The organism is Pseudomonas sp. IzPS59 (assembly GCF_014863505.1).
Taxonomy (GTDB): domain Bacteria; phylum Pseudomonadota; class Gammaproteobacteria; order Pseudomonadales; family Pseudomonadaceae; genus Aquipseudomonas; species Aquipseudomonas kribbensis.
Genome location: NZ_CP062251.1, coordinates 3,320,969 through 3,346,378 on the forward strand (window position 1 = coordinate 3,320,969; position 25,410 = coordinate 3,346,378).

The following is a 25,410-nucleotide window of genomic DNA, read 5'->3' on the forward strand; positions in this document are numbered from 1 at the left end:
GGTTCAGACGCACTCAACCGCCATCGCCGTGGCTTCGCCGCCGCCGATGCAGATCGCCGCGACGCCGCGTTTCAGGCCTTTCTGGCGCAGGGCCGAGAGCAAGGTCACCAGAATCCGCGCGCCGGAGGCACCGATCGGATGGCCCAGAGCGCAGGCGCCGCCATGGATGTTCAGTTTGCTGTGGGGGATTTCCAGGTGGGTCATCGCCGCCATGCCGACCACGGCAAAGGCTTCATTGACCTCGAACAGATCGACCTGATCCAGCGACCAGCCGGTTTTCTTCATCAGCTTCTTGATCGCGCCAATCGGTGCCACCGGGAACAGGCCCGGGGTGTCAGCGAAGGCAGCGTGGCCGTGAATCACCGCCAGCGGTTTCAGCCCCTGTTTCTGCGCTTGCGACTGACGCATCAGCACCAGTGCGGCGGCGCCGTCGGAGATCGAGCTGGAGTTGGCTGCGGTCACGGTGCCGCCCTCGCGGAACGCCGGTTTCAGCGAAGCGATCTTGTCCAGTTTGGCTTTTGGCGGCTGCTCGTCGTTGCTGATCACCACTTGCTCTTTGCCGACGGTCACGGTCAGCGGAACGATTTCGTCTATGAAGCTGCCGTCCTTGATCGCCTGCTGGGCGCGGGTGGTCGAGGCGATGGCAAAGGCGTCCTGGGCTTCGCGGCTGAAGTCGTTGGTTTCAGCGCAGTCTTCGGCGAAGGTGCCCATCAGACGGCCCTTGTCGTAGGCGTCTTCGAGGCCGTCGAGGAACATCGAGTCCAGCACCCGGCCGTGGCCCATACGGTAACCGGCACGGGCGCGATCCAGCAGGTACGGCGAATTGGACATACTTTCCATGCCGCCGGCGATCACCACATCGGCGCTGCCGGCCAGCAGCATGTCGTGGGCCAGAATCGTAGTTTCCATGCCCGAGCCGCACATCTTGTTGACGGTGGTGCAGCGGGTGGATTTATCCAGCCCGGCGCCCAGTGCAGCCTGACGCGCAGGTGCCTGGCCGAGACCGGCTGGCAGTACGCAGCCGAACAACACTTCATCGACCGCATAGGCGGCGACACCGGCACGCTCAACCGCAGCTTTGATAGCAGCCGCGCCGAGTTGCGGCGCAGTCAGGCTTTTCAGTTCGCCCTGAAAACCACCCATCGGGGTACGAACGGCACTGACAATGACAATCGGATCGTTGGAGATGGTCATGAGAAATCCTCCTTATTTGGCGGCCATGCGCAAGGCACCGTCGAGACGGATCACCTCGCCGTTGAGCATGCTGTTTTCAATGATATGCCGCACCAGCGCGGCGTACTCGGCCGGTTTGCCCAAGCGTGGCGGGAACGGCACGCCGGCGGCCAGCGAGTCGCGCACTTCCGGGGTCATGCCGGCCATCATCGGGGTTTCGAAAATGCCCGGAGCGATGGTCATCACGCGGATGCCGAAGCGCGCCAGTTCGCGGGCGGCAGGCAGGGTCAGGCTGGCGATGGCGCCTTTGGAGGCGGAATACGCGGCCTGACCGATCTGGCCGTCAAACGCAGCGACCGACGCGGTATTGATGATCACGCCACGTTCGCCGTCGGCGTTGGCTTCGCTTTCGGCAATCGCTGCCGCTGCGAGGCGCAGCATGTTGAAGCTGCCGATCAGATTGACGTTGATTACCTGGGCGAAGCTCGCCAGCGCGTGCGGGCCGTTCTTGCCGAGGATCTTCTCGCCGCGAACGATGCCGGCGCAGTTCACCAGACCATTCAGGCTGCCGAAGGCTTTGACGGTCGCCTGTACGGCGGCTTCGGCGGCGGCTTCGTTGCTGATATCGGCCACTACGCTCTGCGCACCGAGGCGCTGGGCCTGAGCGGCAACAGCTTCGGCGTTCATGTCCACCAGCATCACTTTGGCGCCGGCGCTCACCAGCAATTCAGCGGTGGCGGCACCCAGGCCGGACGCGCCGCCGGTGACGATAAAAACCTTGTTCTCGATCTGCATGACTGACTTCCTGATTCAAGCTGAAACGTTGTGCGCCGCGGCCTCTTGAACCTTGGCGATTTCCTGGTTGCGCAAGATAAAGCGCTGCAATTTGCCGCTCGGGGTTTTCGGCAACTCGCTGACAAATTCGATTTCACGGGGGTATGAATGCGCGGCCAGGCGCTTGCGCACGTGTTGCCGCAGTTCTTCGGCCAGCGCCGGTTCGGCGCGGTATTGCGGGTTGAGCACGACAAAGGCTTTCACCAGTTCAGTGCGCTCCGGATCAGGCTTGCCGACCACCGCTGCTTCGACCACCGCCGGGTGCTCGATCAGCGCGCTTTCCACGTCGAACGGGCCGACCCGGTAGCCGGAAGTGGTGATCACGTCATCGCTGCGGCCGACAAAGCTGATGCTGCCGTCCGGGTTCCACTCCACGGTGTCACCGCTCAGGTAGTAATCGCCGACGAAGGCCTTGGTCGGTGCGCCTTCGTAACCGGCGAACCAGCACATCGGCGACTGTGTGCGGTCGATGGCGAGAATCCCGGGCTGGCCGATGCCGAGTTCGTTGTATTGGTCGTCGAGCACCACGATGCGATGGCCCGGCGAAGCAAAACCGGCGGCGCCGAGGTGGATCGGGTGTTCCAGGCCGTGGTGGTTGCACAGGACCATGCCCAGTTCGGTCTGGCCGTAGTGGTCATGAATGACTACGCCGAGGTTGTCGGCAAACCAGCGGATCACCTCCGGGTTCAACGGCTCGCCGGCGCTGCTGACGATGCGCAGTTTGCCCTTGATCGATTTGGCGAACTCGTCACCGCCGGCAATCAGCAGGCGGTAGGCCGTGGGCGAACCGGTGAGGTTGGTGATCCCGTATTTGTTGATCACCCGACAGGTGCTTTCAAGGGTGAACGGGCCATCGTAGAAGGTGATCGGATGGCCCATCGACAACGGGCCGGTGACGCCGAAATAAATGCCGTAGGCCCAGCCCGGATCGGCGACGTTCCAGAATGCATCTTCGGGACGCAGATCCACGGCATCGCGGGTGTAGCTCTGGAATGCGACGACAGCCTTGAGCGGCACCGACAGCGCTTTCGACGGGCCGGTGGTGCCCGAGGTGAACATCAGCAGGAACGGGTCTTCGCCGGTCAGCATCACCGGTTCACAGACACGGGAATGATTGGGCAGCTCAGCCCAGAAACTGAAATCACCCCGGACGATGCCTTGGCCTTTCGCGCCGCCGACGGTGACCAGCGTCGGGCAATCGGCGACTTCGCTGAGCTTCGGCCGGTTGACGGCATCGGTCACCACGACTTTGGCGCCGGAGCTGTTGAGGCGATGTTCGAGGGCTTTGGGGCCGAACGCGGTAAACAGCGGTTGATACACCGCGCCGATGCGCCAGGTGGCGAACACGGTGATCAGCAATTCGATATTGCGCGGCAGCAGACCGGCGACCTTGTCGCCCTTCTGCACACCCTGGGCGAGCAGGAAATTGGCGAATCGCGCGGCTTTGTCCTGCAGATCGCTGAAGGTGTAAGACGCACTGGCGCCATCCCGACCTTCCCAGAATAGCGCGATGCGCCCCGGCAAGGCGTGGCGGTCACAACATTCGACGCAGGCGTTGAGCGCCTCGAGCGAGCCGCTGAGTGCGGCGTCCACGGTGTGCTGATAATTGAACTGTTCGGTGGCAGACAAGTAATCGCGCATTGCCAGAATCCCTCTGTGTTTTTATTAGGTCGGGGAACCGTAAACATCAGAGGAATACTCGCGCCGCACGCCGGCTGCGGCAATGGCCAAAGCCTTCAAAGTGGATGACTGGTTTGGCCAAGGTTTGCGTCGATTCGAGGATCAGACCGCTTCGTTGAGGATCAGGCTGCGATAGTGCCCCGGATTCGTCCCGGACCACTTGCGAAACGCCTTGTAGAACGAGCTCGCATCGGCAAACCCCAGGCGCGTGGCGATGTCGGCAAAGCTGATCGAAGGCTCCGCCAGCCAGGTGATCGCCAGTTCCTTGCGCACGCTGTCCTTGAGGCCCTGATAAGTCTGCCCTTCTTCCGCCAGACGCCGACGCAGGGTCGAGGCCGACATGCACAACTGCTGGGCCTGGGCCTCGGTCTCCGGCCACAGTTCGGCAGGCAGCTGCCGCAGATCCTGCTTGATCCGGCTGGCGAGGCTTTCCGGGTCGCGGTACTTCACCAGAATGTTGGCCGGGGCATGGGCCAGAAAGCGTTTCAATTCCTCGGCGCTGCGCTTGATCGGCAGATCCAGCACGTCGGCCGCGAAGATCATCCGCGTGCGTGGCCGGTCGAAGCGCAGGTTTTCCGAGAACATCACCCGGTAGTCATCACAGAACTCCGGCGCCGGGCAGCGCAGCTCGATGGCGAGGATTGGAATTCGCCGCCCCGCCAGCCAGCACGCCACGCCGTGGACGATCATCCAGTAAGTGAAATAGGTGAAGGCGCGGCTCGGCTCGGGGTCGTCCTCCAGCAGCACGATCTCCGCCAGACTTTGCTGATGCACCAGTTGCGCCGGCATGCGCTCAAGCATCAGCGACAGGAAATTCAGACCGGTACTCAATCCCGCAGCCAGATTCGGCTGGGCCATCGCGCTGCGGCAGAGGAACTCCAGGCTGCCGGATTTCAGCTTGCGCGGGTCCATGCCAAAGAACTCGTCATCGCCGCGCCGCGCCAGCAGTCGCCACAACCGCGCGTACTGACTGGCCGGGACGCGGGCGTCATCGGTGAGCAGCAGCGCCGGATCGACGCCGACCTTGTTCAAGACTTCTTCCGTGGCCACGCCCGGGGCACAACTTTGCTGCAGTGCTTCGCGCACCAGTTGAATGGCGATGGTGTCTTTTTCCGACATGGATCGAGGCAAATCCTGTTGTTGTTCGAGTGGCTGGCATCTTAACGCAGCAGCCCGGACACGGCTCGCTTCATCCGGAACGCCCGTGACACATTTGAGAATGGTTGATCTTCAAGCCTGTTCAGCTACCGTTCAGGTAAATGTCAATTGCTGACATGTGAGAATGACTTTCATTATGTTACAACTTGTAACCTCATTTCGTGACACAGTGGATGCCGAATGCTCGTTCCTTTTCTGATCATGCTGCGTGAAGGCATTGAAGCCGCACTGATCGTTGGCATTATCGCCAGCTACCTGCAACAAACCGGTCGTGGCCAATGGATGCCGGCAGTGTGGATCGGCGTGTTTCTCGCCGCTGCGCTGGCCTTGTTGGTGGGCGGTGGCCTGGAACTGGTCAGCGCCGAATTTCCGCAGAAGCAGCAAGAACTGTTCGAAGGCGTGGTCGGCCTCGTCGCCGTGGGCATTCTCAGTTCCATGGTGTTCTGGATGCGCAAGGTGGCGCGTTCGATCAAGCATTCGCTGCAAGCGTCCCTCGACCATGCGCTGACCGCATCGAAGCATCAGGTCATCGCGCTGATCGCCATGGTGTTTTTCGCCGTCGCCCGAGAAGGCCTGGAAACGGTGTTCTTCCTGCTCGCCGTGTTCCAGCAGAGCGAAGGCCCCGGCGCGCCGATTGGCGCCCTGCTCGGCCTGATCCTGGCCATCGTCGTCGGCTTCCTGATCTACAGCGGCAGCATGCGCCTGAATCTCTCGGCATTCTTCCGCTGGACCGGGTTGTTCATCCTCGTGGTCGCCGCCGGGATTCTCTCCAACTCGGTGCAGGCGCTGCATGAAGCCGGCGTCTGGAATCACCTGCAAACCGTGCTCTTCGACTTCAGCGCGACGTTGCCGATGGACGGCCCGTTGGGCTCGGTGCTGGCCGGCATGTTCGGTTATCAGGATGCGCCGACCGTCAGCACCCTCGGCGCGTACCTGATCTATCTGGTGGTGGCGCTGGTGATGTTCTTCTATCCGGCCTCCGCGCCTGCGCCCAAAGCCGCCGCTTCGAATTCCGCTTCCAGCCAATAAGGGCCTCCATGTCAAAGCCTAATACTCCCCAGGCATCCCCTCCCCGCGCCTTGCGCTGGGCGGTGGCCGGTTCGGTGGTCGTGATGATCGCCGCCGGTGGCCTGTTCTACTACGCCTCGAAAATGGCTGCGGCCAAGCGTCAGCACAACCATGACGAAGTGGTGGTCAACATCCACCCCGGCAGTTGCGAACCCAACGAGCTGAGCGTACCCGCCGGGCGCGCAAGCTTCCGCATCGTCAACCGCTCCGACCGGGCGGTGGAATGGGAAATCCTCGATGGCGTTCTGGTGATCGAAGAACGCGAAAACATCGCACCGGGCCTGAGCCAGGTGATCAACGCCAACCTGCAACCCGGCGATTACGCCATCACCTGCGGCCTGCTGAGCAATCCGCGCGGCGTGCTGCACGTGACGCCGACCGCTGCCTCGGATGCCGCCGCCAAGGCCAAGCCGTCGATGGTCGCTTTCGTCGGGCCTCTGTCAGAGTTCCGGGTTTATCTGGCCACCCAGGGCAGCGCGCTGATCAGAGCTGTCACCGCACTCAATCAAGCGATCACCAGCGGCGATCTGGCCCAGGCGCAAGCGGCGTACCTGCCGGCCCGCGCGGCGTATCAGCGTCTGGCCCCGGCCGCGCAACGCCTGGCCGAGCTGGACAACAGCATCAACGCCCGCGCCGATTACTTCGAGAAACGCGAGCAGGATCCGGCCTTCGTCGGCTTCCATCGCATCGAGTACGCGCTGTTCCAGCAACGCAACCTCGACGGTTTGTCGCCGATTGCCGAACGCCTGCTGGGCGACGTCACCACGCTGAAACAGCAGCTGTTGGCCCAATCGCTGCCGCCGGAGCAACTGGTGGAAATCCTCGTGCGCAACCTCAACACCCTGGCCGACGTGCGCGCCGCCAGCGGCGAAGAGGAGCGCTACAGCCACGGCGACCTCAACGGCTTCGCAGCGAATCTGGAGACGGCGCACAAAGTCGTCGAACTGCTGCGACCCCTGCTGACGAAATCCGCCGCCGACCTGCTGCCGAAAATCGACAGCGCGCTGACTGACTTCGACAACACCCTGAACGGCTTCAAGGTCAAGGACGGCTACGCGAGTTACGACACCGTCAGCGGTGAACAACGCAAACAGATCGCCGACAAGGCCAAGGCTCTGGCCGACGCCCTCGACGCCATTGATCCCGCCCTCGGCCTCTCCGGCCTGTAAGTAGAAGACGAATACCGATGAACGATTCCGAACACTTCAACCTGCAACGCCGTCGCGTACTGATGGGCATGGGCGCCGCCGGCGTCGCTCTGGCCGGCACCGCCCTGAGCTGTCCGGCCATGGCCGCTGCGCCTGCACAAGTCACCGAAGCGCCGAGCAGCGACAAGACCCAGGATCATCACGACTTTCACGGCGTGCACCAGACCGGCATCGTCACCCCGCGCCCGGCATCCGGCATGCTGGTGTCGTTCGATGTGCTGGCCAGCGACCGCGAAGACCTCGAACGCCTGTTCCGCACCCTCAACGAGCGCATCGCGTTCCTGATGAAGGGCGGCCCTGTCGCGCAGATCGATCCGAAATTGCCGCCGCCGGACTCCGGCATCCTTGGCCCGGTGGTCACCCCGGACAACCTGACCATCACCGTGTCGGTGGGCGAATCGCTGTTCGACGAGCGTTTCGGCCTCGCCGCCGCCAAGCCCAAGCGCCTGATCCGCATGGTCGGCTTCCCCAACGACGCGCTGGAAGCCGATTGCTGCCACGGCGATCTGAGCCTGCAGTTCTGCTCCAACACCGCCGACACCAACATCCACGCCCTGCGCGACATCGTGAAGAACCTGCCGGACCTGCTGCTGGTGCGCTGGAAACAGGAAGGCAGCGTGCCGCCGCAAGCCCCGGCCAAACCCGGTGTGCCGGCGCAATCGGCGCGTAACTTCCTGGGTTTCCGCGACGGTTCGGCGAACCCGGACTCCAACGATGGCAAGGCCATGGACCGCATCGTCTGGGTGCAACCGGGCAGCGACGAACCGGCCTGGGCGGCCCACGGCAGTTATCAGGCGGTGCGGATCATCCGCAACTTCGTCGAACGCTGGGACCGCACGCCGTTACAGGAACAGGAAAGCATCATCGGCCGGGTCAAGACCACCGGCGCGCCGATGGGCGCCAGCCATGAGACCGAAGTCCCGGACTACAGCAAGGACCCGGAAGGCAAGCTGACCAAGCTCGACGCGCACATCCGCCTGGCCAACCCACGCACTGCTGCGAGCCAGGCCAACCTGATCCTGCGCCGGCCGTTCAACTACTCCAACGGTGTGAACAAGAACGGCCAGCTCGACATGGGCCTGCTGTTCATCTGCTACCAGGCCGACCTGGAAAAAGGCTTCATCACCGTACAGACCCGCCTCAACGGCGAACCGCTGGAGGAATACCTCAAGCCGGTCGGCGGCGGTTACTTCTTCACCCTGCCGGGTGTTACGGGCGACAAGGATTTCATCGGTCGCTCGCTGCTCAACGCTACCCAACCAAAAACAACTGCATAGCATTCAACAGGAGCCGCCCCCAATGAAAAAGACGCCCATCGCGTTATTGCTGACCCTTGGTCTACTCAACACTCCGCTGTCGGCGTTCGCGGCGACCGCACCGCTGGATCTGGTCGGGCCGGTTTCGGACTACAAGATCTACGTCACCGAGCAACTGGACCAGTTGGGCACCCACACCAGGCAATTCACCGACGCTGTGAAAAAGGGTGATCTGGCCACTGCGCAAAAGCTCTATGCACCGACCCGCGTCTACTACGAGTCGATCGAGCCGATTGCCGAGCTGTTCAGTGACCTCGATGCGTCCATCGACTCCCGCGTCGACGACCATGAAAAAGGCGTGAAGGCTGAAGATTTCACCGGTTTCCACCGCCTCGAGTACTCGCTGTTCTCGGAGAAGAGCACCCAGGGCCTGAACGATCTGGCCGACAAACTGGATAAAGACGTGCAGGACCTGCAGACCCGTGTCGCCGGCCTGACCTTCCCGCCTGAAAAAGTCGTCGGTGGTGCTGCCGCCCTGCTGGAAGAAGTCGCCGCCACCAAGATCTCCGGTGAGGAAGACCGCTACAGCCACACCGACCTCTATGACTTCCAGGGCAACATCGACGGCGCGAAGAAAATCGTCGACCTGTTCCGTCCGCAGATCGAGAAGCAGGACAAGGCCTTCGTGGCCAAAGTCGACAAAAACTTCGCCACCGTGGACAAGATCCTGGCCAAGTACAAGACCAAGGATGGTGGTTTCGAGACCTATGACAAAGTGAAGGACAACGACCGCAAGGCGCTGGTGGGTCCGGTTAATACCCTGGCGGAAGACCTGTCGACGTTGCGTGGCAAGCTCGGTCTGAACTGAGATCCGCGCATAAAAAAATCCCCCGGACGCGTTTTGCGCGTTCGGGGGATTTTTTGTTTTCCGACGTTACAGAATCCGGTACAGCAACCGTTCGACCCGCACCCGGCTCACGCGTTTGAGGAACTTGGCCACGCCCGCCGGGTAGTCCGGCAAGGCTTCCAGATCCTGGAAACGTTCGATCCGCGTGGTGTGTTCGAAGATGTTTTCCAGCTCCAGACGACGTGGCTCCAGCCACTCGCCTTTCGGGTCGTCGATCAGCAGCGCGTTTTCCAGATCGAGACGGAACGCCCGCGGGTTGAGGTTGTTGCCGGTCAGCAGCGTATAGCGCTGGTCGATCCACATGCCCTTGAGGTGATAGCTGTTGTCGCCCTCACGCCACAGGTGCAGGTTCAACTGGCCGCTGTCGATGTTGCGCTGATGACGCTTGGCGAAACGGCGCAGGCTGATCTCGTAGAGATACGGCAGCGCGGCGATCACCTTGAACGGCTCGCTCGGCGGAATGTAGAAGTCGTTGGCGGTCTTGTCGCCGACCACGATGTCGATCTTCACGCCACGGGCCAGCGCCCGGTTGATCTCGCGGATCACCCCCAGCGGCAGGTTGAAGTACGGCGTGCAGATGGTCAGTTGCTTCTGGGCGCTGGCGATCAGCTCCAGAATCACCCGGTTCAGCGGGTTGTTCTTGCCCACGCCGAGCAACGGGTTGACCGACAGGCCGGTATGCGCCGTACTGCCGGCGCTGGTGTCGTACGCCGCGTACTTGAGACGGCTGCGCAGGTCGCCGATGTCGTTGCGCAGGCTGCGGGTGGTCGGCAGGTGCGGCAGGTCGAGGCGATGCACCGCTTTCGATTCGATCAGGCCGTGCTTGACCAGATGGTGCATCGAGTCGGCCAGTTCACGGCTCTGCAACACGTGATAGCGGTCGAAGCGGTACTTGTCGAACTTGTGCAGGTACACGTTGTTCAGGCTGGCGCCGCTGTAGACCACGCAATCGTCGATCACGAAACCTTTCAAGTGCAGCACGCCGAACAGCTCACGGGTCTGCACCGGCACGCCGTAGACCGGCACCACGCTCTGGTGGGTACGGGTCATTTCCTGATACCAGGCGGCGTTGCCCGGCTGCTTGCCGGCACCGATCAAGCCACGCTGGGCGCGCAGCCAGTCAACGACCACAACGATTTCAAGCTCGGGGCGCTTGAGTTTCGCGGCGTGCAAGGCATCGAGGATTTCCTGACCGGCTTCGTCGTTTTGCAGATAGAGCGCGACGAGGTAGATGCGCTGGGTCGCCTGGGCGATTTTCTCCAGCAGGCAACGACGGAACTCGGCGGCGCCGGACAGAATGGTCACGGCCTCGGCGGTCAGCGGAAAGCTGCGCAACTTGGGCAGCAGAGAGCGTTTGAAAAGCAACGGCATAGGGCTCGCAATGGGTCGAATCCGAAGAACCCGAGAGCTTACACCATCAACTCCTTCGGGTCTTCCCGCCTGATTGATCGTTCCCACGCTCCTTTTATGATCGTTCCCACGCTCTGCGTGGGAATGCAGCCCGAGACGCTCCGCGTCCCTTCCAGAGCTGGAACGCGGAGCGTCCCTTGAGGCATTCCCACGCAGAGCGTGGGAACAATAAATAAAAAACATTTGACCAAGGAGAACGATCGTTCTACTGTTCGCCACATGAACGAAACCAACAGCAACGACACGACCCGCGACATCATTCTGGATGTCACCGAAAAGTTGATCTACAAGAGTGGCATCGCGGCCACCGGCATGGATCTTCTGGTGAAAACCGCCGGTGTCTCCAGAAAAAGTATCTACCGCTACTTCGCCAACAAGGAGGAGCTGACCGTCGCCGCCCTGCAACGCCGCGACGTACGCTGGATGCACTGGTACAGAAGCGCCGTCGATCAGGCTGAAACCCCGGCCGATCGCCTGCTCAACCTGTTTACCGTGCTCAAGGGCTGGTTCGCCTCGGAAGGCTTCCGGGGCTGCGCCTTCATCAATACCAGCGGCGAGACCGGCGATCCAGAGGATCCGGTGCGCCTGGTCGCCAAAGACCACAAACAGAAGCTGCTCGACTACCTGTGCGAGCTGTGTACCGAACATGGTGCCGAGGACCCTCAACTGCTGGCCAGACAGTTGCTGATCCTGATTGACGGCGCCATTACCGTAGCGCTTGTGATGGGTGATCACAGTGCCGCCGATAATGCGCAATGCATGGCGCGAAAGTTATTGGACCTGTAAAGCCTCAATAAGCGACAAGTTGGTTAATCGTTAATTTGATCGGGAGACAAATATGTCTACTGCAGCCGAAGTGCGTCCGCCATTGCCACCCTTCAACCGTGAATCGGCCATTGAAAAAGTTCGCCTGGCCGAGGATGGCTGGAACTCCCGCGACCCGCAGCGCGTGTCGCTGGCCTACACCCTGGACACCAAATGGCGCAACCGCGCCGAATTCGCCAACAACCGCGAAGAAGCCAAGGCCTTCCTGACCCGCAAATGGGCCAAGGAACTGGATTACCGCCTGATCAAGGAACTCTGGGCCTACTCCGACACCCGCATCGCCGTGCGCTACGCCTACGAATGGCACGACGACTCGGGCAACTGGTTCCGTTCCTACGGCAACGAGAACTGGGAGTTCGACGAGCATGGCCTGATGTTCCAGCGTTACGCCTGCATCAACGACATGCCGATCAAGGAAAGCGAACGCAAGTTCCACTGGCCGCTGGGCCGGCGCCCGGATGATCATCCGGGGTTGTCGGAGCTGGGTCTGTAACCGCGGACCTCGCTACTTCTGGTGGAAGCACGGATGCTTCCACTTAATGCTTTTCCTCAGAAACAGAAGTCAGTCGCTTTTATCGCAAAAGGTACTAATGGACTGTCAGTAATGACAGTAGCGGCCAAAGAAGATCTATCAAATCATTGCCATGCAGGCAGATTTGGCCGAATTAACGGCCTCTCTTCTACCCATGACAGTGAGCGACTGATATGACCCAGAAAAACATGGTTCCAAATGGTGATTTCAGTACCGGTGATTTCAGCAAATGGATTCCACAAGGTTACGACACACCTTTATCCGTCGAACGCCACAACGGTAACTATGCCGCACGCTTGGTCGGTGGTAGAAACCAGGGTCAGAGTCTGGCAACAGAGACCTTTCGAACTCAATCGGGAGAGTTCACTTTCAGTTTTCAGGTCCAAGCCCTCGATGCCGCCCCGTTGCAAGACACCAAGGATCGACGAATTCACCTCCCAGTCCTCGACAAAACCCCCAATCCTCTGTTTCACGCGCACATCTACTACACGCTTTGGGCAACCAATCGCAACACTGGTGAGCATGAAGTATGGCCCGAAGTGCGCTATGTCGATTCGCAAACAAGAACGCTGACGCTCAAAGGCACTATCCAGCCCGGTTACGAGTGGTTAAGTGTTCACTTCGCCATTACCAACGATTTCTTTGGAAACAAAGGGCCGTATTTCATTGACAATGTCTGGTTCTCGACGATGTAGCGACTTACATTCAGGCACCACTTGATCGATAAGGATCACAGTCGCGATGAACGGGGGTTACGGCTATGATGACCGCCCGTTCCTGCCCTGCCGAAATAAGCCGATTCCATGCCTTTCGAACTCAGCGTTGACCTCACTACCCTGGCCGTTCTGGCCCTTGTCGCTTTCATTGCCGGATTCATCGACGCCATCGCCGGCGGTGGCGGGCTGTTGACCACGCCTGCGCTGCTCACCGCCGGTCTGCCGCCGCATCTGGTGCTGGGCACCAACAAGTTGAGTTCGACCTTCGGTTCGGCCACCGCCAGTTTCACCTTCTACCGGCGCAAGCTGTTTCACCCACGGCAGTGGATGCACGCGATCATCGGCACCCTGGTCGGCGCGCTGACCGGCGCCATCGTCGCCCACTATCTGCCGGCGGAATGGCTGAACAAGATGCTGCCGGTAATCGTCTTCGCCTGCGGCCTGTACCTGTTGTTTGGCGGCACGCCGAAAGCGCCGCTGGACAGCGACGCACCGATCAAGAAGAAGTGGCAATCGAGCCAGGGTTTCAGCCTTGGTTTCTACGACGGCGTGGCCGGCCCGGGCACTGGCGCGTTCTGGACCGTCAGCAGCCTGCTGCTCTACCCGATCGATCTGGTCAAGGCCAGCGGTGTAGCGCGCAGCATGAACTTCGTCAGCAACATTGCGGCGCTGTCGGTGTTCGTGTTTTCCGGGCAGGTGGACTGGATCATCGGCCTGAGCATGGGCCTGTCGGTGATGGTCGGCGCGTTCTTCGGGGCGCGCACCGCGATCAGCGGTGGCGCCAAGTTCATTCGTCCGGTGTTCATCACCGTGGTGCTGGGGTTGACCGTGCGTCTAGCCTGGCAGCACTGGTTCAGCGTGGCCTAAGCGCCGCGCCACGTAGACGTCGATCAGGTAACGTGCAATCGATTTGGACGCCGGCAACGGCGGCAGATCGTGCACGTTGAACCACTGGGCGTCTTCGATCTCGTCTTCCTGACAGACAATCTCGCCGCCGGCGTATTCGGCATGGAAGCCCAGCATCATCGAATGCGGGAACGGCCAGCACTGGCTGCCCATGTACTGGATGTTCTTCACTTCGATCTTCACTTCCTCGCGCACTTCGCGAATCAGGCAATCCTCGGCCGACTCTCCCGGCTCGGCAAACCCGGCCAGCGTGCTATAGACCCCGGTGACAAAACGCGGTGAGCGCGCCAGCAGCACTTCATCGCCACGAGTCACCAGCACGATCATGCTTGGCGAAATCCGCGGATAACTGCGCAGATCGCACGGCTGGCAATACATCGCCCGCTCCCGTGGCACTTGAGTCATGGCCTGACCGCAGTTGCCGCAGAAACGGTGTTCACGGGCCCACGTCCCGATCTGCGCTGCATAGCCCAGCACTTTGTAAATCGTGTGATCGCCGTCGAGCATGAACGCCCGCAAGCCTTTCCAGTTGCAGCCCGGCACCTCGCTGGCGCTGCGCAGTTCCAGCAGGTAGACCGGCTCGCCATCGAGGTGGCCGATACCGTGCTCGGCGAGGATCGACAAGTCCTGGCGCTTGAGCCATTCCCGGGGGAACAGCACGCCGTTGTCATCGAACAGAAAACCCTCGGGGCTGCGCGCGACGGCCCAGCCGCCCGGTTGATCGGTGTCCAGTACTGCGGTGGTCCAGCGAGATGTCATGGTTTCTCAATCCAGAAATTCGGGTTTCTGTTTGCTCATATGGGCGGCCATGGCCACGCGCAAGTCGGTGGATTGCAACATGGCGGCGTTCCAGGTGGCAACGTACTCCAGACCATCGTCGATACGGTGGTCGCGCATGTAGCTGATCATTTCCTTGGTGCCGGTGACCGCGATCGGCGACTTGCCGGCGATGTCCCGGGCAATGTCCATCACGCCTTCGATCAGGCTGTCCTTGTCGCTGTAGACGCGGTTGACCAGCCCGATGCTGCGCGCCTCTTCGGCGCCAAAGGTGCGACCGGTGTAAGCCAGCTCACGCAGCATGCCGTCACCGATGATCCGTGGCAACCGTTGCAAAGTGCCAACATCGGCTGCCATGCCGATATCGATTTCCTTGATGGAGAATTGCGCGTCTTCGGCGGCGTAGCGCATGTCGCAGGCCGCGATCAGGTCGATGGCACCGCCCAGGCAATAACCCTGGATCGCCGCGAGCACCGGCTTGCGGCAATTGTCGACGGCATTGAACGAGGCTTGCAGGGTCAGGATTTTTTTGCGCAGCAGGCGCGCGTTGCGGCCGACGTCCTTGCCCAGCTCATTGGCCACGCCGGCCAGCATCATCAGGTCGATGCCCGAAGAAAAGTGTTTGCCGGCACCGCTGAGCACCACCGCCCGCACTTCGTCGGTGTCGTCGATCCACTGGAACACCTCGACGATTTCGCTCCAGAACGCGGCGTTCATCGAGTTGATCTTTTCCGGACGGTTGATCTGCACATGGGCGATGTTGTCGGCCAGTTCGACGCTGAAGGCGGTGTATTGAGTCATGGCAGAAATCCTTTACCGGTCTGAAAATGAGGCCTGAACTATATCAAGGCCTCAGAACGGCGGTTCGGCCAAATGCAGGACTCTAGCCGCCCTTCACCGCCACGAACGCGGCAGTCTCGTAGGGCACAGTCATCACATCCCTGCCCCGCAGCTCGGGATCGGACGCGATCAACGCCCGCAACTGGGCATCGATCCGGGCTCGCTCTGCATCCGGCAGCGCCGCGATGAAACTGGTGGATCGCACCCGGTTGAAAATCACATCCTCCGGCGAGCCGGTATGACCGTGGTGAAAATGCTCGGCCTGCAACGGCCCGAACGCCGGGTGCGGAAACACCTTGCGCCAGGCACCGGTGTAATAGCGCGGCGTGTCGCCTTCCAGGGCGTTGACGATTGCGTCGAGCTTGGGCACCCAGCCGACCTTGATATCGCGCAGGTTCCAGATCAGCCCGAGCTTGCCGCCGGGCTTGAGTACCCGGGCGATTTCGTCCAGCGCCTCGGTGCTGGCGAACCAGTGAAAGGCCTGGGCGCAGACCACGGCATCCACCGAGGCGTCGGGCAATGGCAAATCGGTCGCCATGGCGCTGACGGCCAACACGTCGGGCCAGTTGGCAGACAGTTTTGCCAGCATCTGCGCCACCGGCTCCACGGCAATCACCTGGGCACCGGTCGCCACCAGTCGTCCGGTGAACTTGCCGGTGCCGGCGCCGAGGTCGATAACCGTCTTGTGGCCATCCAGGTCCAGGGTTGCCGTCAGCCATTCGGTGACCGCCGGCGGATAGTCCGGCCGGCCTTTGACGTAGGTTTCCGCTGCGGTCTTGTAACCGGCGGCAGCGGAGTGATGAACCTGATCTTTCATGGCGCAACTCCCGGAGTAGAACGGCGGATTGACGACAGACGACACGAGCATAGCCCGCGACTTTGCGCTTTCCTTGAATGGCACCTGACAAAGCAATGAATAAAACTTCACCTTGCGGTGTTCAACGTGAAACATGACCCACTATGGAGCCTTGCCCATGACTATCCGTTCCGTTATGTTCGCCGCCCCGTTGCTGATGGCCGCCATGTTGTCCAGCCCTTTGGCCCTGGCCCACGGTGATGAAGACGAGCCGGTGCAGAAACCCAACTGCCCGAAAGGCCAGGTGTACGACAGCAAAACGCAGAAATGCGTGACGCAGACCAGCAGCCTGGTACCGGACGCCGACCGCACCGACTACGCCTATCGTCTTGCGAAGGACGGTCGCTATGAAGAAGCCCTGGCCTTGCTCGACACCCTGAAACAGCCGAACACCGCCAAGGCACTCAACTATCGCGGTTACGCCACGCGCAAGCTGGGGCGCACCGACGAAGGCATCGGTTATTACCTGCAATCGGTGAAACTTGATCCGCAGTACGCGCAAGTCCGCGAATACCTGGGCGAGGCTTATGTCATCAAGGGTCGCGTCGATCTGGCGCAGGAACAGTTGCAGCATATCCAGAAGATTTGCGGCACGACCTGCGAGGAATACCGGGACCTGGCCGAAGCCATCAACGATTCATCGAAAACCTGACACGACACGCGGAGGCGAACATTTTCAGCGATCAGGCCTTCAGAGCCGAACTCGGACAACACCTGGCGCGCCTGTGGCGCTACGGCTTGCTGCTGTCGCGCAACCGGCACGTGGCCGAGGATCTGGTGCAAGCCACCTGCGTACGGGCGCTTGAACGTTCGGGCCAGTACGTGGCCGGCACGCGCATGGATCGCTGGCTGCTGAGCATTCTGCATTCGATCTGGCTCAATGAAGTGCGCGCCCGCCGGGTGCGCCAGGGCCAGGGCGTGGTGGACGCCGACAGCCAGCTGACATTCGACGGCGAATACGCCGCACAGACCCACGTCATGGCGGCGCAGGTGATCCGCCGCGTCGATGCGCTGCCGGAAACCCAGCGTGAAACGGTGTACCTGGCTTATGTCGAAGGTCTGTCCTATCGCGAAGTCGCCGAGATCCTGCAAGTGCCGATCGGCACGGTCATGAGTCGCCTCGCCACCGCCCGCCTGAAACTGGCCGAATACCCGCCGCTGCATGCGGTACCGAACCCCCCCGCAGGAGACCGGCAATGAATACGCCTTCCGACGAGCAACTGGTGGCGTATCTGGACGATGAACTGGACCGCGAACAACGCAGCCAGCTCGACAACCTCATCGCCGACGATCCGCTGCTCAACCTGCGTGTGCAGTGGCTGAGCCGCAGCAACCTGCCCTATCGCGATGCCTACGACGAACTGGCCCGACAGGCACCGCTCGATCGCCTGCAAGCCCGACTGGATGCCGCACCCTCCCCGCAACGGCCCGGATTCAGCCGGCGCTGGTTCATCGGCGCGGCAGCAGCGGGCATGGTGCTCGCGGGCGTCGCGGCCGACCGTTTGTTCCTCGGCTGGCAAGCGCAGAAATCGCATGGCTGGCGCGAGCTGGTGGGCGATTACATGGCGTTGTATGTACCGCAAACCCTTGAACATCTGGCCACCGACGAAGCCTCGCAACTGGCGCAGCTGCGCACGGTTGACGCTCGACTGGGCCTGAACTTGTCGCCCGCGAAGCTGAAACTGCCCGGTGCGCAGTTCAAACGTGCGCAACTGCTCGAATACGACGGTGTGCCGATTGCGCAGATGACCTGGCTCGACGCCGCCCACGGCCCGCTGGCGCTGTGCGTCACGCGTTCCAACAGCGGCAGCCAGGCACTGGCCCATGAACGTCGGCACGGGATGAACGTGGTCTACTGGACCGAACGCGAGCATGCCTGGATGCTGATCGGGCATAACCCGGCCGCCGAACTGGAAGGTCTGGCGAAAATGTTTAAAGAGCGGCTGAGCACATGAGCCTGCCTGTCACTATGCTTGGCCAGTGATTATCCAGGGAGGAACCCTTACATGACGATTTCACTGCGCACTGCATTGCTGGTCATCGACGTCCAGAACGACTTCATTCCCGGCGGCCAACTGGCCGTGCCCGAGGGTGACCGGATCGTTCCGCTGATCAACCGACTCGCCGAACAGTTCAAGCAAGTGGTCATTGCCCAGGACTGGCACCCGGCGGGTCATGCTTCATTTGCGTCAAGCCATCCCGGCCGCCAGCCTTACGACGTGATTCAATTGCCGTACGGCGAGCAAACCCTGTGGCCGGATCACTGCATTCAGGGCTCACGCGGCGCCGATTTTCATTCGGGACTCAATCTGCCCCACGCTCAACTGATCATCCGCAAGGGCTGCAATCCGGACATCGACAGCTATTCGGCGTTTCTGGAAGCGGACCGGGCGACCACTACGGGGCTGGCGGGTTATCTGAAGGAACGCGGCATCGACACGGTGTACATGGTCGGCCTGGCGCTGGATTTCTGCGTGATGTTTTCCGCGCTGGATGCACGGGCGGCGGGGTTCAATACGTTTGTGGTGCTGGATGCGTGCCGGGCAATCGACATGAACGGCTCGCTGGCATCGGCCATCGAGCGGATGCAGGTGGCCGGGGTCGGGTTGATTCAATCCACTGAGTTGCTCTGATCACGGATCGCTCCCACGCCATGCGCGGGAGCGATCGAATCAAACCGGGGTCGGCAACCAAAGCCTGAAGCGCGCTCCACCCAACGGCGAACCTTCCACCGTCAACGTCCCGCCCTGCGCTTCCAGCGCCCGACGGCTGATGGCCAGTCCCAGGCCAAACCCGCCAGTTGCCCGGTCACGGCTGCGATCCAGTCGATAGAACGGCTCGAAAATCCGCTCCCGCTCGTCTTCCGGAATGCCGATGCCGTCGTCATCCACCCAGATTTCACAGCCCTTCGGGCAGACCTGGACACCGATCTGAATGCGTTTTTCGCAGTAACGCATGGCGTTGCGCAAAAGGTTCTGAATTGCACGGGCGGTCAGGCGCGGATCAAGGGAAAAACGTTCCAGCTGATTGTGCAACAACACATCGATAACGATTTCCGGGGACTCAAGCTCTTCGTCGACGCTGCCCAGAATGCTGTCGATGAACTCGTCCAGCGACACTTCGACCTGCTCCGGCAAACGCGCCGGGTTTTGCAGGCGACTGTAAGACAGCAGCTCCAGCACCAGCTCATCGAGTTCGCGAATGTGTGCGACCAGACCTTGCAGGCGTTCACGACTGGTTTGCGGCAAATCATCGGACAGCGCCAGCGCCAGACCGAAGTCCAGTCGGGTCAGTGGCGTGCGCAGTTCGTGAGACACCGCGTTGAGCAGATCACGCTGCTGATTGAGCAGGTTTTCGATATCGCCGGCCATGGTGTCGAACACATTGGCCAGGCTGCCAATGTTCGAACTCGAACCGATTTGCGTACGTTCGCTCAAATGGCCCTTGCCGAAACGCTCGGCGGTGCCCTTCAGGCGTTCAAGATCACGCCAGTGCGGACGCAGCCACAACAACAGGCACGCCAGCAAACTCGCACCGATCAGGACGTTGATGCTCCAGTACAGCAAGTTCACATCCATCGGATCCGGCGGCACCACCATTTGCACGGCGATCTCCCCGTTCAACGGTGTCACCGCCAGCGTTCGCCAGCCCCAGTCGCCGATGCGCACCACGTTTTCACCACGACGCAGGCGCTCTTGTTCAATCCGGGTGAAATCAGCGTTATCGATACGAGCGAGGACGATGTGCAGCGGCTGGAAGTCCTTGTCCATCGACGCGGCAACCGCCGGCCACTGATCCTGCGGCACCGCGCGAAACTGCTTGGTGATCAGCGATTGCAGGCCCCGGGAATAGTCGAGGTTGTAAGTCACGAAGCGATCCCTGAACGCCATCACCACCAGATCCGGCACCAGATAGATTGCCGCGCTGTAGGAAACGATCGTTACCAGATAAAGGCGAAACAGGATTCTGAACATCGACTCAGCATTCCCACTCGGAACGGCTGAACAGATAACCCTTGCCCCACACGGTCTTGATCTTGCGCGCTTCGCCCGCGTGGTCGTCGAACTTGCGTCGCAGCTTGGAAATCGCCACATCCACCGAGCGATCGGTGCCGTTGAACTCTATGCCGCGCAAGCGCTGCAGGATCTGGTCGCGGCTCAGCACTTCGCCGGCGTGACGGGCCAGCACCACCAGCAGGTTGTATTCGCCGCTGGACAGCTCGACCGGTTGTTCGCGCCAGGTCACGGTGCGCTCCGACAGGTCAATGCACAGATTGCCCATCAGGATGCGGTCGTTGGCGGTCATCGGTTCGCCGAGGCTGCTGCGGCGCAACAATGTGCGCACTCGGGCCAGCAGGACCCGCGGCTCGCAGGGTTTGGTGACGTAATCGTCGGCGCCCATTTCCAGGCCGAGCACCTGATCGTGGCTGTCATCGCGGGCGGTGAGCATCAGGATCGGCAGCGTCGCCGAATCGGCGCGCAACAGGCGACACACCTGCAACCCGTCGAGGCCCGGCAGCATCAGGTCGAGAATCACCAGATCCGGCGGATTGAGCCGCGCCCGTTCGCGCACATGGTCGCCGCGGCCGATCACGCTGACGGAATAGCCGTTGCGCTCGAGATAGCTGGAGATCAGTTCGGCGAGGGCGGTGTCGTCTTCGACCAGGAGGATGTTGGGCATTGATGATCCAGAAAGTGCTGTGGCGACTCATCATCCGCTATCGCGAGCAGGCTCGCTCCCACAAGGGACTGAATTCCAAATGTGGGAGCGAGCCTGCTCGCGATGCTTTATCTGTCGCAATAAATTTCAAGGCGTAAAGGATATACGCCCTCACTCGTCCCTGAGCAAAACCCTTACACAATTTCACACAGCGCCTACAAAGCTTCACCGCTACCCTCGGCGACTGTCCGTAGGATGCGCAGATCAATATTGGGGGTTGTACATGTCGAAGAATCTGCTGGCCGGGCTCGGCCTGATCGCATTGGCGCTGACGCTGAGTGCCTGTGGTAAATCCTCGAGCACAGAGGAACAGGCGCCGCCGGCCACCGTGCGGGTCGAAACCCTTGAGGCACGCCCCCTGTCGATCAGCAGCGAACTGAGCGGGCGCATTGCCGCGCCACGCATCGCCGAAGTCCGCGCCCGAGTGGCCGGCGTCGTGCTGCAACGCACCTATCGCGAAGGCAGCGACGTAAAAAAGGGCGACGTGCTGTTCCGCATCGATCCGGCGCCATTCAAGGCTGACCTGGACAGCGCCGAAGCTGCCCTGCGTAAAGCCGAAGCCAATGCGTTTCAGGCAAAACTGCAGGAACAGCGCTACGCACAGTTGATCGATGACAAGGCCATCAGCGCTCAGGACTACGACAACGCCCGCGCCAATGCCCGGCAAACCGCCGCCGACGTCGCCGCCAACAAGGCTGCCGTCGAGCGTGCGAAGCTGAATCTTGGCTATGCCACCGTCACCGCGCCGATCTCCGGTCGCGTCGGTCGTGCACTGGTAACCGAAGGTGCACTGGTCGGCCAGAGCGAAACCACGCCCATGGCGCTGATCCAGCAACTGAACCCGATCCACGCCGACCTCACCCAGTCGACCCGTGAACTGAATGAGTTGCGCCGGGCCTTCCGTTCCGGCCAGTTGCAGCAGGTCGGTCAGGATCAGGTCAAGGCCACGCTGATTCAGGATGACGGCAGCCTCTATCCGCTGCCGGGCAAGTTGCTGTTCAGCGACATCACGGTCGATCCGGGCACCGGGCAGATCGTTCTGCGCAGCGAATTCCCCAACCCGGATCTCGATCTGCTGCCCGGCAGCTACGTTCGCGTGCGTCTTGAACAAGGCGTGATTCAGCATGGCCTCACCGTGCCGCAACGTGCGGTGCAACGCGACAGCGCCGGTGTGGCGCAAGTGCTGACCGTTGACGATCAGATGCGCGTCGCCCTGCAACCGGTTCAGCTCGGCGCGGTGCAGAACGACCGCTGGATCGTCACCGGTGGCCTGAAGGCCGGCGACCGCGTGGTCATCGAAGGCCTGCAGCACGCACGCCCCGGCGAAACCGTGCAGATCGACGACACCCCTCTTCCACTTGCCCAGACCTCTGGTCAGTAAGCAGGACGCTTTTCTATGCCGCAGTTCTTTATCGACCGCCCGGTGTTTGCCTGGGTCGTCGCGTTGTTCATCCTGTTGGCCGGTGCGCTGGCCATCCCGCAATTGCCGGTGGCGCAGTACCCCGACGTCGCACCGCCGCAGATCGAAATCTATGCCGTGTACCCGGGCGCCTCGGCGCAGACCGTCGACGAAAGCGTGGTCAGCCTGATCGAGGAAGAGCTCAACGGCGCCGATCACCTGCTGTATTTCGAATCGCAGAGCAGTCTGGGCAGCGCCACGATCAAGGCCACGTTCCAGCCGGGCACCAACCCTGAGCTGGCACAGGTTGACGTGCAAAACCGCTTGAAAGTGGTCGAGTCGCGCCTGCCGCAAGCGGTCAACCAGCAAGGGTTGCAGGTGGAGAAAGTCTCCGCCGGTTTCCTGCTGCTGATCACCCTGACCTCCAGCGACGGTAAGCTCGATGACGTAGCGCTCAGCGATTACCTGGCGCGCAACGTGATGAACGAGATCAAGCGCATTGACGGCGTCGGCAAGGCCCAGTTGTATGGCGCCGAACGGGCGATGCGGATCTGGGTCGACCCGCAGAAGCTGATCGGTTTCAACCTGACGCCGGCCGACGTCAACGCCGCCATCGTCGCGCAGAACGCTCAGGTGTCGGCGGGCAGCATCGGCGATCTGCCGAACCCAAGCACTCAGGAAATCACCGCGACGATTCTGGTCAAGGGTCAGCTGTCGACGCCGGAAGAGTTCGCCGACATCGTGCTCAAGGCCAATCCCGACGGCTCCACCGTGCGCATCAAGGATGTGGCGCGGGTCGAGATCGGCAGTCAGGAATACCAGTTCGGCACCCGCCTGAACGGCAAGCCGTCCACCGCCGTTGGCGTGCAACTGTCGCCGGGCGCCAACGCCCTCAGCACCGCAACGCTGATCCGGGCGAAGATGGATGAACTGTCGCGCTACTTCCCGACCGGTGTGGAATACAAGATCCCCTACGACACTTCGCCGTTCGTGAAGGTCTCGATCACCAAAGTGGTCTACACCCTCGGCGAAGCCATGCTGCTGGTGTTCGCGGTGATGTTCCTGTTCCTGCAGAACATCCGCTACACACTGATCCCGACGCTGGTGGTGCCGGTGGCGCTGATGGGCACCTTCGCGACCATGCTCGCGCTGGGCTTTTCGATCAACGTGCTGACCATGTTCGGCATGGTGCTGGCCATCGGCATTCTGGTGGACGACGCCATCGTGGTGGTGGAGAACGTCGAACGGATCATGGCCACCGAAGGTCTGTCTCCGAAAGAAGCAACGCGCAAGGCGATGCGGCAGATTACCGGCGCGATCATCGGCATCACGCTGGTGCTGGTGGCGGTGTTCATTCCGATGGCGTTCATGCAGGGTTCGGTGGGCGTCATCTACCGACAGTTCTCGCTGTCGATGGCTACCTCGATTCTGTTCTCGGCCTTCCTTGCCCTGACCTTGACCCCGGCATTGTGCGCAACGCTGCTCAAGCCGATCGCCAAGGGCGAGCATCACGAGAAGACCGGGTTCTTTGGCTGGTTCAATCGCCGCTTCGAGCAACTGACCGATCGTTATCAGGGCTGGGTCGGCTACGCGCTGAAACGCACCGGGCGTTACCTGCTGATTTACGTTGTGCTGCTGGTGGGTCTGGGCCTGTGCTTTGCGCGCCTGCCCTCCTCGTTCCTGCCGGTCGAGGACCAGGGTTACACCATCACCGATATCCAGTTGCCGCCGGGCGCGACCAAGAATCGTACCGTGCAGGTCGCCGAGCAGCTCGAAGCGCACAACAGTGGCGAACCGGGCATCAGTGACAGCGTGGTGATTCTTGGTTTCAGTTTCTCCGGCAGCGGGCAGAACGCCGCACTGGCGTTCACCACGCTCAAGGACTGGTCGCATCGCGGCAGCGACGACTCGGCCAGCTCCATTGCTGAACGCGCCAACATTGCCCTGAGCCAGATCAAGGACGCGATGGCATTCTCGGTATTGCCGCCGCCGGTTGACGGCCTCGGCACCTCCAGCGGTTTCGAGTTCCGCCTGCAGGATCGCGGCGGCCTCGGTCATGCGACCCTGATGGAGGCGCGCACCCAATTGCTGGAGGCCGCCGAGAAAAGCCCGATCCTGATGAACGTGCGTGAAAGTGCTCTGGCCGAGGCGCCACAAGTGCAGCTGGAGGTGGACCGTAAACAAGCCAACGCGCTGGGCATTTCCTTCGCCGACGTCGGCAACGTGCTGTCCACCGCCATCGGTTCTTCGTACGTCAACGACTTCCCCAACCAGGGGCGCATGCAACGGGTGGTGGTGCAGGCCGAAGGCGACCGCCGCAGTCAGGTCGATGATTTGCTGAAGATGCACGTGCGCAACGACGCCGGAAAAATGGTGCCGCTGTCGGCGTTCGTCCGAGCCACTTGGACCCAAGGCCCGGCCCAACTGACCCGCTACAACGGCTACCCGGCGATCTCGATTTCCGGTGAACCGAAACCCGGTCACAGCACCGGCGAAGCCATGGCGGAGATCGAACGTCTGGTAGCGCAAGGGCCGAAAGGCATGGGTCAGGAATGGACCGGTCTGTCGTTGCAGGAGCGTTTGTCCGGCAGTCAGGCGCCGATTTTGCTCGGGTTGTCGTTGCTGATCGTGTTCCTGTGCCTGGCGGCGTTGTATGAGAGCTGGTCGATTCCGACGTCCGTGCTGCTGGTGGTGCCGCTCGGTGTGCTTGGCGCGGTGTTGGCGGTGACCCTGCGCGGGATGCCCAACGATGTGTTCTTCAAGGTCGGCCTGATCACCATCATCGGCCTGTCGGCGAAGAACGCGATCCTGATCATCGAGTTTGCCAAGAGCCTGTATGACGAAGGTCACGATCTGATCGACGCCACGCTGCAAGCGGCGCGTCTGCGGTTGCGGCCGATTGTCATGACCTCGCTGGCGTTCATTCTGGGTGTGGTGCCGTTGGCGATTGCCACGGGCGCGAGTTCGGCGAGTCAGCAGGCAATTGGCACAGGGGTGATTGGCGGGATGATTACCGCGACGTTGGCGGTGATCTTTGTGCCGGTGTTCTTCGTTGTCGTGATCAAGCTTGTCCGCAGGTTCACCAAGCCTGATTGATCGAGCGCTCCCGGCGCGGTGGCCAGAGGTCGCTGCGCTGGGCTAAGGTG

At 61.5% G+C, this 25,410-nt stretch carries 24 protein-coding genes; 14 read left to right on the forward strand and 10 right to left on the reverse strand.

The genetic code is table 11. The features are described 5' to 3' along the window. Window positions 1-3: 3 nt before the first annotated feature. The 4 genes from IF189_RS14820 to IF189_RS14835 form a co-directional block, all read right to left on the reverse strand. Window positions 4-1,194 (reverse strand): acetyl-CoA C-acyltransferase, encoded by a 1,191-nt coding sequence (locus IF189_RS14820; RefSeq protein ID WP_134827030.1) that lies wholly within the window; start codon window positions 1,192-1,194, stop codon window positions 4-6. Between the two features lie 12 nt (window positions 1,195-1,206). Then, a complete protein-coding gene (locus IF189_RS14825) occupies window positions 1,207-1,968 on the reverse strand; it encodes an SDR family NAD(P)-dependent oxidoreductase (protein ID WP_169430501.1) in 762 nt (253 codons plus the stop codon). A gap of 15 nt (window positions 1,969-1,983) precedes the next feature. Then, complete coding sequence (locus IF189_RS14830; RefSeq protein ID WP_192551794.1) at window positions 1,984-3,648, reverse strand: AMP-binding protein; 1,665 nt, start codon at window positions 3,646-3,648, stop codon at window positions 1,984-1,986. 141 nt (window positions 3,649-3,789) lie between these two features. Continuing rightward, window positions 3,790-4,806: an AraC family transcriptional regulator gene (locus IF189_RS14835; protein WP_134827033.1), complete on the reverse strand. Its 1,017-nt coding sequence runs from the start codon at window positions 4,804-4,806 to the stop codon at window positions 3,790-3,792. Window positions 4,807-5,025: 219 nt separating this feature from the next. On the opposite strand from IF189_RS14835, the gene efeU reads away from it, so the two are divergent. Genes efeU through efeO (IF189_RS14855) form a run of 4 tightly spaced genes read left to right on the forward strand, consistent with a single transcriptional unit; the run spans window position 5,026 to window position 9,245 of the window. Continuing rightward, on the forward strand, window positions 5,026-5,874 hold the full coding sequence (gene efeU / locus IF189_RS14840; protein WP_096821484.1) for an iron uptake transporter permease EfeU: 849 nt from the start codon (window positions 5,026-5,028) through the stop codon (window positions 5,872-5,874). 8 nt (window positions 5,875-5,882) lie between these two features. Then, on the forward strand, window positions 5,883-7,082 hold the full coding sequence (gene efeO / locus IF189_RS14845; protein ID WP_134827034.1) for an iron uptake system protein EfeO: 1,200 nt from the start codon (window positions 5,883-5,885) through the stop codon (window positions 7,080-7,082). Between the two features lie 17 nt (window positions 7,083-7,099). Beyond that, a complete protein-coding gene (efeB, locus tag IF189_RS14850; RefSeq protein ID WP_119428205.1) occupies window positions 7,100-8,398 on the forward strand; it encodes an iron uptake transporter deferrochelatase/peroxidase subunit in 1,299 nt (432 codons plus the stop codon). A gap of 22 nt (window positions 8,399-8,420) precedes the next feature. Next, complete coding sequence (gene efeO, locus IF189_RS14855) at window positions 8,421-9,245, forward strand: iron uptake system protein EfeO (RefSeq protein ID WP_134827035.1); 825 nt, start codon at window positions 8,421-8,423, stop codon at window positions 9,243-9,245. 66 nt (window positions 9,246-9,311) lie between these two features. Here the strand turns inward: efeO (IF189_RS14855) and pssA are convergent, their stop codons facing one another. Continuing rightward, window positions 9,312-10,655 carry a CDP-diacylglycerol--serine O-phosphatidyltransferase gene (gene pssA / locus IF189_RS14860; protein ID WP_134827036.1) on the reverse strand — a complete coding sequence of 448 codons (1,344 nt, stop codon included), beginning with the start codon at window positions 10,653-10,655 and terminating at the stop codon, window positions 9,312-9,314. 258 nt (window positions 10,656-10,913) lie between these two features. On the opposite strand from pssA, the gene IF189_RS14865 reads away from it, so the two are divergent. From IF189_RS14865 to IF189_RS14880, 4 genes are all read left to right on the forward strand, one after another. Next, window positions 10,914-11,480 (forward strand): TetR/AcrR family transcriptional regulator, encoded by a 567-nt coding sequence (locus IF189_RS14865; protein WP_134827037.1) that lies wholly within the window; start codon window positions 10,914-10,916, stop codon window positions 11,478-11,480. 52 nt (window positions 11,481-11,532) lie between these two features. Next, window positions 11,533-12,012: a DUF1348 family protein gene (locus IF189_RS14870; RefSeq protein WP_085709991.1), complete on the forward strand. Its 480-nt coding sequence runs from the start codon at window positions 11,533-11,535 to the stop codon at window positions 12,010-12,012. A gap of 212 nt (window positions 12,013-12,224) precedes the next feature. Beyond that, complete coding sequence (locus IF189_RS14875) at window positions 12,225-12,746, forward strand: hypothetical protein (RefSeq protein ID WP_134827038.1); 522 nt, start codon at window positions 12,225-12,227, stop codon at window positions 12,744-12,746. A gap of 108 nt (window positions 12,747-12,854) precedes the next feature. Further along, on the forward strand, window positions 12,855-13,634 hold the full coding sequence (locus tag IF189_RS14880) for a TSUP family transporter (protein ID WP_119428211.1): 780 nt from the start codon (window positions 12,855-12,857) through the stop codon (window positions 13,632-13,634). Here the strand turns inward: IF189_RS14880 and nudC are convergent. The 3 genes from nudC to IF189_RS14895 form a co-directional block, all read right to left on the reverse strand. Then, the gene (nudC, locus tag IF189_RS14885; RefSeq protein ID WP_134827039.1) at window positions 13,602-14,432 is read right to left on the reverse strand and encodes an NAD(+) diphosphatase; all 831 of its coding nucleotides are present in this window, start codon (window positions 14,430-14,432) and stop codon (window positions 13,602-13,604) included. The two genes, IF189_RS14880 and nudC, sit on opposite strands and share 33 nt — an antisense overlap. Window positions 14,433-14,438: 6 nt before the next feature. Next, complete coding sequence (locus IF189_RS14890) at window positions 14,439-15,251, reverse strand: crotonase/enoyl-CoA hydratase family protein (RefSeq protein WP_134827040.1); 813 nt, start codon at window positions 15,249-15,251, stop codon at window positions 14,439-14,441. 82 nt (window positions 15,252-15,333) lie between these two features. Further along, window positions 15,334-16,107 (reverse strand): class I SAM-dependent methyltransferase, encoded by a 774-nt coding sequence (locus IF189_RS14895; RefSeq protein WP_318780482.1) that lies wholly within the window; start codon window positions 16,105-16,107, stop codon window positions 15,334-15,336. Window positions 16,108-16,264: 157 nt separating this feature from the next. On the opposite strand from IF189_RS14895, the gene IF189_RS14900 reads away from it, so the two are divergent. The 4 genes from IF189_RS14900 (at window position 16,265) to pncA (ending at window position 18,779) form a co-directional block, all read left to right on the forward strand. After that, on the forward strand, window positions 16,265-16,798 hold the full coding sequence (locus IF189_RS14900) for a tetratricopeptide repeat protein (protein ID WP_192551796.1): 534 nt from the start codon (window positions 16,265-16,267) through the stop codon (window positions 16,796-16,798). 62 nt (window positions 16,799-16,860) lie between these two features. Continuing rightward, window positions 16,861-17,346: a sigma-70 family RNA polymerase sigma factor gene (locus IF189_RS14905; RefSeq protein ID WP_192553582.1), complete on the forward strand. Its 486-nt coding sequence runs from the start codon at window positions 16,861-16,863 to the stop codon at window positions 17,344-17,346. Beyond that, window positions 17,343-18,101 carry an anti-sigma factor family protein gene (locus IF189_RS14910; protein WP_192551797.1) on the forward strand — a complete coding sequence of 253 codons (759 nt, stop codon included), beginning with the start codon at window positions 17,343-17,345 and terminating at the stop codon, window positions 18,099-18,101. Before IF189_RS14905 ends, IF189_RS14910 begins: the two co-directional genes overlap by 4 nt. A 51-nt stretch (window positions 18,102-18,152) precedes the next feature. Further along, window positions 18,153-18,779, forward strand: coding sequence for a bifunctional nicotinamidase/pyrazinamidase (gene pncA / locus IF189_RS14915; RefSeq protein ID WP_192551798.1), 627 nt, complete (start codon window positions 18,153-18,155; stop codon window positions 18,777-18,779). A gap of 39 nt (window positions 18,780-18,818) precedes the next feature. Here the strand turns inward: pncA and IF189_RS14920 are convergent, their stop codons facing one another. Then, window positions 18,819-20,120 (reverse strand): ATP-binding protein, encoded by a 1,302-nt coding sequence (locus IF189_RS14920; RefSeq protein WP_134827045.1) that lies wholly within the window; start codon window positions 20,118-20,120, stop codon window positions 18,819-18,821. Window positions 20,121-20,124: 4 nt separating this feature from the next. Further along, window positions 20,125-20,826, reverse strand: coding sequence for a response regulator transcription factor (locus tag IF189_RS14925; RefSeq protein ID WP_007960391.1), 702 nt, complete (start codon window positions 20,824-20,826; stop codon window positions 20,125-20,127). Between the two features lie 262 nt (window positions 20,827-21,088). Between IF189_RS14925 and IF189_RS14930 the strand changes: the two genes are divergently transcribed. Then, window positions 21,089-22,246, forward strand: coding sequence for an efflux RND transporter periplasmic adaptor subunit (locus IF189_RS14930; RefSeq protein ID WP_192551799.1), 1,158 nt, complete (start codon window positions 21,089-21,091; stop codon window positions 22,244-22,246). Between the two features lie 15 nt (window positions 22,247-22,261). Further along, window positions 22,262-25,360, forward strand: a complete 3,099-nt coding sequence (locus tag IF189_RS14935; protein WP_134827047.1) for an efflux RND transporter permease subunit — start codon at window positions 22,262-22,264, stop codon at window positions 25,358-25,360. Window positions 25,361-25,410 lie beyond the last annotated feature (50 nt).